The organism is Bifidobacterium miconis (assembly GCF_019331735.1).
GTDB classification, from domain to species: Bacteria; Actinomycetota; Actinomycetes; order Actinomycetales; family Bifidobacteriaceae; genus Bifidobacterium; species Bifidobacterium miconis.
Window position 1 is genome coordinate 36617 of sequence record NZ_JAHBBH010000022.1, and the last position, 7730, is coordinate 44346.

Sequence of the window (7730 nt, forward strand, 5' to 3'; positions counted from 1 at the left end):
CTCTTATGTGATGAATCAACACGTACAGTAATTATTCAGGGGGTCACATGGGCCGCGGACGTCAGAAAGCCAAGCAGCAGAAAATTGCCCGGAAGCTCAAGTATTTGACCACTGACACTGATTACGACGAGCTCGCGAAGGAGCTGAGCTCGCAGGAGCCGGGTACCGGTTCGCCTGATCCGTTCGCCGATATCGAAGCCCAGTATGCGCATGACCACAATGCGGAGGCCGTTGCGGACGATCAGTCCGTCGTGTCTTCGGCCGCACCGGCCGCGAGCGACGACGATCTCGATGAATACGCCAAGTGGGCCGCGGAGGCCGCCGCGAAGGCGACCAGCGGCGAGTTCCCGGTGACGGCCGCCAAGCCCGCCGCCCCGAAGCCGCACAAGCCGATTCCGATGCCGGTGCCGAGCGCGCTCAAGCCCAAGAAGGCCTGATTTTTTCTCGTTGAGTGGTGGGAAACGCTCGCTGACAGACTCGTCAGCGAGCGTTTCCCACCACTCGTTTATGTTGTACCGCGGATGAGTTGACTGCCGCCGATTCGCCGATTGTCGGCCGGCGGAGGATGTCGCCGACGATTACAGCGGCAGCAGGTCGCTCAGATCGTCGCGTTCGCCGATCGCGGTGATGTGCCCGGCGCTCTTCTCCTGATCCCATGTGGTGATGCCTGCCGCGAGCCGCAGCCAGACGTCCGGTTCGAGTTCGATGACGTCGGGCGGGGTGAGATTATGCGGGTCGGACGCCGGTCCGTCGAGGATTTTGATCGCGCCCCACGGTGCGACGCGCACTTCCACGCCCGGTCCGGGCGCGCGGCGCTCCAGCAGGAACAGCGTGTACCGCACCGCCATCGCCCACACGGGCCGTGGCAGTGCCGGGCTGATCGACAGGGCCGTTGCCTCATCCGTGCAGGCGCTGTTTTGTCCCATTGCGCTGGCGCCGCCGGCGCTGCCGGCATCGTTGCGGTCGGTCGCGTCCGTTATATCCGCGCCTAGGCCTGCGCCTATATCCGTGCCGGCGCCGCCCGTTCTGCCCGCGTTCCCGCGACCAATCCCGACCTCCGCGACCTGCGCCCGCGCCGCCTCAATCCACTGCGCCCAAGCCCGGCGCCCCTTCTCGATATCCTGTTCGCGAATCACAGCCATGCCCACCATTCTGCCATGATTCGCGTTGCGTTCGATCCATGAACGATCGATGGAAGTCGGGAGGTATCCGGCGACCAACACGCGGTCCCGTCCAAGAGTATTGTGTGTGTGCATTCCAAAGCCAAGAGAAAAGAAGCCCGCAATGCTTGAGATTTCTCATGTTTCCAAATCGTTCGGGGACATGCAGGCGGTGCGTGACGTGAGTCTGCGGCTCAGGCCGGGGCGCGTGACGGCCGTGGTCGGTCCGAACGGCGCGGGCAAGTCGACGTTGCTGCGCATGGCGTGCGGCCTGCTCGTGCCCGATTCCGGATCGGTGACGCTCGACGGCAGGCCGATCGCGAGCTACGGCAGCGGCCTGTACCGCAGGCTATCGGCGGTGTTGGAGGACAGTTCGCTCGCGTACATGAGCCTGAAGGGCTGGGACAATCTCGACTATCAGGGCGCGCTGTACGGGTTCGGCCGTCGCGAGACGCGCGAACGCTGCGCCGAACTGCTGGACATGCTCGACTTGCGCCGGCATATGGACAAGCACGTGGACGACTGGTCGCGCGGCACGCAGCAGAAGCTTGCGCTGGTCACCGCGCTGCTCCCCCGCCCGCAGGTGCTGCTGCTCGACGAGTCCACGCTCGGCCTCGACGTGGTCGCCAAACGCGATTTCCTCGACGCCGTGCACGCCTCGCTGGCCGACGGCGTGGCCGTGATGATGACCTCGCATCAGTCGGAGGTCATCGAGCACGTCGCCGACGACGTGGTGCTGATCGAGCATGGCCAGACCCTGTTTTCGGACACGTTCGACGCGTTCATGAAGCATTACGCCGTGCCCGGCGACGATGCGGAATCCCTCGAACAGGTGCTGCTCGGCATCTTCGATCAGGAGTCGGCGTCCGATTCGGACCAGACCGCGAACCAGACCTCGGACCAGACCGTGGAAGGACACGACCATGACTGACAACATCCCGCCGTTCGCCCGACGCAACCGCGCCAATCCGCTCCGCGCGTTCGCCGTGCTGTACGCGGCGGAAGTCCGCCGATATCTGAGCGAAACGCGCGTCTATATTTCCAGCTATCTGTCGTCGATGGCGGTCACGGCGATCGTCGTCGCGATGTTCGTCTTCGCGACCGACTTCGGCTCCGACCCGTCGTACTGGGTCGGTTTCCTGTTCTGGAACGCGGCGTCGACGCTGGTGGTCGAGTCGAGCGTCTCCATTTCGTCCGACAAGCAGAGCGGCACGTTCACGCAGCTCATGCTTCGCCCGGCGTCGATGCTTCTGCAGATCACGGTCAAAACGTTTACGTGGTCGGTGGTGAACATTGCGATCGACATCGTGTTTCTGGTCGCGCTGTTCGTGCTGATCGGCGCGCCGGTCGGCTTTTCGTGGACCGTGGTGCCGATCGCGCTCGTCACGTTCGCCGGCCTGTACGGCCTGACGATGGTGATGGCGGCCTTGACGGTGCGGTATACGAAAACCGCGTCGTGGTGCGATCTGATCGGCTACGCGATGATGTTTCTCGGCGGTGTGGTCATGCCGGTCGATCAGCTGCCGCGTCCGCTGGCGATGCTGGGTCGACTGTTGCCGATCACGCAGGGCATTGCGATGTCGCGCGACGCGATCGCCGGCCGCGCGCTGTCGGCGGCCGACTGGCTGGTGCTGTGCGGACAGTCGGCGGCGTTCGTCGCGCTCGGCTACGCGCTGTTCCAGCTGATCATGCGGTCGGGTCGTCGCCACGGCATCAACATGCGTTACTGATCGTCGCCGACCGTCATGTGTGATGCGGCGGTGTGGTTCCGTCTGCCATGACGCGTCGGCCGGTGTCTCGGACGTCGACCGTAGCCGTGCGATTCGACGACGGTGCCGCGGCGTTGTGACCGTGTCGTGATCGCACCGCGACCGCGTCGTGGCCGGCTTGCACCGCGACTGTCGCTTGTCGTCGTGCGTCGTCGGCGCGGGCGTATCCGACGACGTGGCGTCAGATATGTCGAACCGGTTCTATATCGCGCCCGCCGCAACGGTTTGCACGATTCAATGAGCCGGTCGTGCGTAACGTTTGCAAGCGCTTGCCGTCGCTTTCCGTTACGTTGCAACGGTTCGGTGGCGCGACACTACGTTGTATGTCCCGGATCGTGTTGTATGATGGCGACGTTGATGCAAACGATTGCAGGACGTAAGGCAGCGTTCACCTTGCCGTTCATGCGCTGTTACTGTAACGGGGCATAATGGCCGAGGGACAACAAACCGGAAGGAAAGTTCAGGACATGACTGAAATCACCGCACCCAAGTCGCCGGTCACGACCGAAGAGTTCACTGACCGCATCCGCGAACAGCTGAAGTACGCGCAGGGAGTCACCCCCGAGCAGGCCACTCCGGCCGACGTGTACGTCGCTTCGTCACTCGTCGTCCGCCACTATCTGCAGGACGCATGGTTCAAGACCCAGCAGGACATGGTCAACGGCAACACCAAGGCCGTCGGCTACCTGTCCGCCGAATTCCTCATGGGCAAGCAGCTGCGCAACGCGCTGCTCAACGCCGGCATGATCGACCAGTTCGATGCCGCCGTCGAAGGCCTCGGCTTCAAGCCGCAGGACGTCATCGACGCCGAGTACGAGCCGGCCCTCGGCAACGGCGGCCTCGGCCGTCTCGCCGCCTGCTTCATCGACTCGCTCGCCTCGCTCGGCGTGCCCGCCTTCGGCTACGGCATCCAGTACCGCTACGGCATCTTCAAGCAGGAGTTCGACAAGGACGGCAAGCAGATCGAGAAGCCCGAATACTGGCTCGCCAACGAAGAGCCGTGGGGCCACACCGACTACAACCGTTCCCAGCGCGTGAACTTCGGCGGCAAGGTCGTCACCCGCGCCGACGGCTCCAAGGAATGGCAGCCGGAGTGGTCCGTGCGCGCCGTCCCGGTCGACTACATGGTTCCGGGCTACGCCTCCGGCCGCGTCAACACGCTGCGTCTGTGGACCGCCAAGAGCTACGACGAGTTCGACCTCGCCACCTTCAACAAGTCCGACTACCTCAACGCCGTCAAGCCGAAGGTCAAGGCCGAGGACATCTCCAAGATCCTCTACCCGGAGGACTCCACCCCGCAGGGCAAGGCGCTGCGCCTCGAGCAGCAGTACTTCTTCGTCTCCGCGTCCATCCACGACGCCATCCGCGTGTTCTACCCGGGCCAGGACAAGCCTGATCTGACCACCTTCCCGGACAAGATCACCTTCCAGCTCAACGACACCCACCCGGTCATCGGTATCCCGGAGCTCATGCGCGTCCTCATCGACGAGTACGGCTACGACTGGAACACCGCGTGGGACATCACCACCCGTACGTTCAACTACACCTGCCACACGCTCCTGCCGGAAGCGCTGGAAGTCTGGCCGGCCAAGCTGATCGGCGAGCTGCTGCCGCGCCACCTTGAGATCATCAAGGCGATCAACACCAACTTCCTCGCCGAGCTTGCCACCAAGACCCGCGACAAGGCGAAGATCGACCGCATGCGCATCGTCACCGAGGGCGAGAACCCGCAGGTCCGCATGGCGTACCTCGCCACCGCCGGCGGCTCCCACGTCAACGGCGTCGCCGAGCTGCACTCCGAGCTGCTCAAGGACGTCACCCTGCGCGACTTCTCCGACATCTACCCGGACAAGTTCACCAACGTGACCAACGGCGTCACCCCGCGTCGCTTCATCCGCCTCGCCAACCCGCGCCTGTCCGCCCTCATCACCGAGGGCCTCGGCACCGACCGCTGGCTGAGCGATCTCGAGCTGCTCAAGGGCCTCGAGCCGCTGGCCAAGGACGACGAGTTCGTCAAGAAGTTCGCCGCCGTCAAGCAGGCCAACAAGGAGGACTTCGCCGCCTACGCGAAGCGCGAGTACGGCTTCGAGCTCGACCCGAACACCATGTTCAACACCATGGTCAAGCGTCTGCACGAGTACAAGCGCCAGTCCCTCAAGATCCTCGCGCTCATCGCCAAGTACGCCGACATCAAGTCCGGCAAGGTCAACGTCGACGACGTGCTCCCGCGCACCGTCATCTTCGGCGCCAAGGCCGCCCCGGGCTACTACCTGGCCAAGATGACCATCCAGCTCATCAACAACGTCGCCCGCGTCGTCAACAACGACCCGGACGTCAAGGGCAAGCTCAACGTGTACTTCCCGTGGAACTACAACGTGCGCCTCGCTCAGCACCTCATCCCGGCCACCGACCTCGACGAGCAGATCTCGCAGGCCGGCAAGGAGGCGTCCGGCACCGGCAACATGAAGTTCGCCCTCAACGGCGCGATGACCGTCGGCACCCTCGACGGCGCGAACGTCGAGATCCGCGAGCGCGTCGGCGCCGAGAACTTCTTCCTCTTCGGCATGACCGTCGACGAGGTGGACAAGCTGTACGAGGAAGGCTACTCGCCGGCCAAGTACTACGAGGCCGACCCGCGCCTGAAGGCCGCCATCGATATGGTCTCCGACGGCACCTTCTCCAACGGCGACCGCAACACCTACGCGCCGCTCGTGGCCGACTGGCTCACCAAGGACTGGTTCATGACCCTCGCGGACTTCACCGCGTACACCGAGATCCAGTCCGACATCGAAGCCCTGTACCGCCAGCCGCTCGAGTGGAACCGCAAGGCCCTGCTCAATGTGGCGAACTCCGGCTACTTCAGCTCCGATCGTTCGATCACCGATTACCTGACTCGTATTTGGCACACCGGCCCGCTGGCCTGATAGCTGCCTGATAGCTGAGATGTGAATGCCCTGCCTGGCGAATTGCCGGGCAGGGCATTTTGCTTATGGCAGAGCACGCAGAAAGCCCCGTTCCGCGCGATCGTGAAGATCGGCGGAAACGGGGCTTTCTGAGCGAAGTGTTGATGTAGCCGAAAATCAGGCTTCGGCGGCCTCGGCCGGCTTGTCGGCCTCGGCTTCCGGTTCGGCGTCGGCGGCCTTCTCGGCAGCCGGCTCGGTGCCCTTGTTCAGGCCCAGATCGACCGGCGACGAGCTGTTCTCCCACGGCTCCTCCCACGGATCGTAATCCGGGTTCTGCTGCTTGTAGATGTACAGGCCCACCAGACCGGCGAGCAACGCGCCGAACAGCAACGCGAAGAACTTCCAACCGTTAGAAGACTTGTTCTCCATGACGGCTCCTTTCCCAATCGTGCGGCCGGCTTGCCCATCCAAGCCAACTCTGTTCTCCATCATAGGCCGGATTTTGTGACGATTGGGTGGATTTACACGCGGCCTCCATGCCATCGCAATCATTCGCCGGAATCATTCAGCGCGGCAATCCGCCGCAACCGTCTTTTCCGGACATTGCGAACGACACCGTGAATACCAGCGCGAACGACATTCGCCATCGCGTCCGCGGCCGTCCGCTACAGTGGGAGCATGGCTAACCATCATTTCCATCTGTTCCCCGGCGTCCCTCCCCTGCGCGACATCTTCGACAAGCGGCACCTCCGCTATCAGTGGCGCGACAACGGTCCCGTCTTCACATCGGCCATCCTGCTGATCTGCGTCGCCGTGTGGGTCGTGGAACTGCTGCTGTCGTTCGTCTGGCCCACCGGCCTGTCGCTGCTGCTCGGCGCGGGCACGTTCCGCCCGGTGTTCGCCGTGACCCGTCCGTGGACGTTCCTCACGGCGATGTTCCTGCACCAGCCCACGTCGATCCTGCACATCCTGTTCAACATGCTCGCGCTGTGGTCGGTCGGTCCCGTGCTCGAAAAGCTCATGGGCCATTGGCCGTTCCTCGCGCTGTACGCGGTCTCCGGCATCGGCGGAGGGCTCGGCATGATGCTGTGGTCGCTGGTCGTGCCCGGCGAATGGCTGACGGGCGCGTACGGTGCGTCCGGCGCGCTGTTCGGCCTGTTCGCGGCGATGCTGATCGTGTACCGGCGCATCGGCGCGGACATCAGCTCGATGATCGTGTGGATGGTGATCAACTTCATGCTGCCGGTCGTGGTGAGCAACATCGCGTGGCAGGCGCACGTCGGCGGCTTCCTGATCGGCGGCCTGTTCACGTGGCTGCTGGTGTCCGGCCCGCGCGCGCTGCGTGGCAAGAGCCTGAAGTACCGCACGGCCGTGTACGGCGGGACGCTGCTGGTCGCGATGATCGTCGCGGTTGCGCTGGTCAATGTCGCGAATCCGGCGAGCCTGCTGGGATTGCTGATGCAGTGATGGGGATTGCTGACGCTGCGGCGATGCGTTGACGTGCGCGCGGCGTGATGCCGATGCGGGCCGGTGCTGGACGACGATGTTCGGCGCCGGCCCGTGTGATATGCGCGGAATATGCCGTGATTGTCGATGCGGCGGACGCCGACGCCTGGTGCGGCGATGATGCTGTGAACATGGGTTGATGGGGAGAAAACACTGGATATATGGTCGCGTGCGAGGATGGATGACCATATCTTGTGGTTGGGAGACAAGAATTACACACATGTAGTTCTCCACATTCTGTGGATAACGATGTGGATAACTTGGGTATAAGTGCGGATAAGTGGTGGATAACTAGGGGATAACCGCCTGCCGCATATGGGGATAACTTGTAAAACCGTTGAAATTCCAACGATTGTGGATTGTGGATAATGTGCATAACAAGTTATCCACAG

The 7730-nt window shown here is 63.3% G+C and carries 6 protein-coding genes and 1 pseudogene; 5 read left to right on the top strand and 2 right to left on the bottom strand.

Annotation, left to right across the window (positions count from 1 at the left end; all coding sequences use genetic code 11):
* Positions 1-47: 47 nt before the first annotated feature.
* The gene (locus KIH79_RS08405; protein ID WP_219058972.1) at positions 48-437 is read left to right on the top strand and encodes a DUF3073 domain-containing protein; all 390 of its coding nucleotides are present in this window, start codon (positions 48-50) and stop codon (positions 435-437) included.
* Between the two features lie 141 nt (positions 438-578).
* Here KIH79_RS08405 and KIH79_RS13120 read toward each other — a convergent pair whose 3' ends face one another.
* Positions 579-926 (bottom strand): sterol carrier family protein, encoded by a 348-nt coding sequence (locus KIH79_RS13120; RefSeq protein WP_219058979.1) that lies wholly within the window; start codon positions 924-926, stop codon positions 579-581.
* 418 nt (positions 927-1344) lie between these two features.
* Here KIH79_RS13120 and KIH79_RS08415 point away from each other — a divergent pair.
* The 3 genes and pseudogenes from KIH79_RS08415 to KIH79_RS08425 form a co-directional block, all read left to right on the top strand.
* Positions 1345-2091 (top strand): annotated as a pseudogene (locus KIH79_RS08415) (ABC transporter ATP-binding protein); the annotation flags it as partial.
* A complete protein-coding gene (locus tag KIH79_RS08420) occupies positions 2084-2890 on the top strand; it encodes an ABC transporter permease (protein WP_219058974.1) in 807 nt (268 codons plus the stop codon). The pseudogene KIH79_RS08415 and the gene KIH79_RS08420, both read left to right, overlap by 8 nt.
* 506 nt (positions 2891-3396) lie before the next feature.
* Positions 3397-5853, top strand: a complete 2457-nt coding sequence (locus tag KIH79_RS08425) for a glycogen/starch/alpha-glucan phosphorylase (protein WP_219058975.1) — start codon at positions 3397-3399, stop codon at positions 5851-5853.
* A 156-nt stretch (positions 5854-6009) separates the two neighbouring features.
* On the opposite strand, the gene KIH79_RS08430 is transcribed toward KIH79_RS08425, so the two are convergent.
* On the bottom strand, positions 6010-6261 hold the full coding sequence (locus tag KIH79_RS08430) for a hypothetical protein (RefSeq protein ID WP_219058976.1): 252 nt from the start codon (positions 6259-6261) through the stop codon (positions 6010-6012).
* A gap of 249 nt (positions 6262-6510) precedes the next feature.
* Between KIH79_RS08430 and KIH79_RS08435 the strand changes: the two genes are divergently transcribed.
* Positions 6511-7299 (top strand): rhomboid family intramembrane serine protease, encoded by a 789-nt coding sequence (locus KIH79_RS08435; RefSeq protein WP_219058977.1) that lies wholly within the window; start codon positions 6511-6513, stop codon positions 7297-7299.
* Positions 7300-7730: the final 431 nt, after the last annotated feature.

Coding starts and splice junctions, on each gene's coding strand:
- KIH79_RS08435 (WP_219058977.1), top strand. CDS start 6,511: ATGGCTAACCATCATTTCCATCTGTTCCCCGGCGTCCCTCCCCTGCGC.
- KIH79_RS08425 (WP_219058975.1), top strand. CDS start 3,397: ATGACTGAAATCACCGCACCCAAGTCGCCGGTCACGACCGAAGAGTTC.
- KIH79_RS08405 (WP_219058972.1), top strand. CDS start 48: ATGGGCCGCGGACGTCAGAAAGCCAAGCAGCAGAAAATTGCCCGGAAG.
- KIH79_RS13120 (WP_219058979.1), bottom strand. CDS start 926: ATGGGACAAAACAGCGCCTGCACGGATGAGGCAACGGCCCTGTCGATC.
- KIH79_RS08430 (WP_219058976.1), bottom strand. CDS start 6,261: ATGGAGAACAAGTCTTCTAACGGTTGGAAGTTCTTCGCGTTGCTGTTC.
- KIH79_RS08420 (WP_219058974.1), top strand. CDS start 2,084: ATGACTGACAACATCCCGCCGTTCGCCCGACGCAACCGCGCCAATCCG.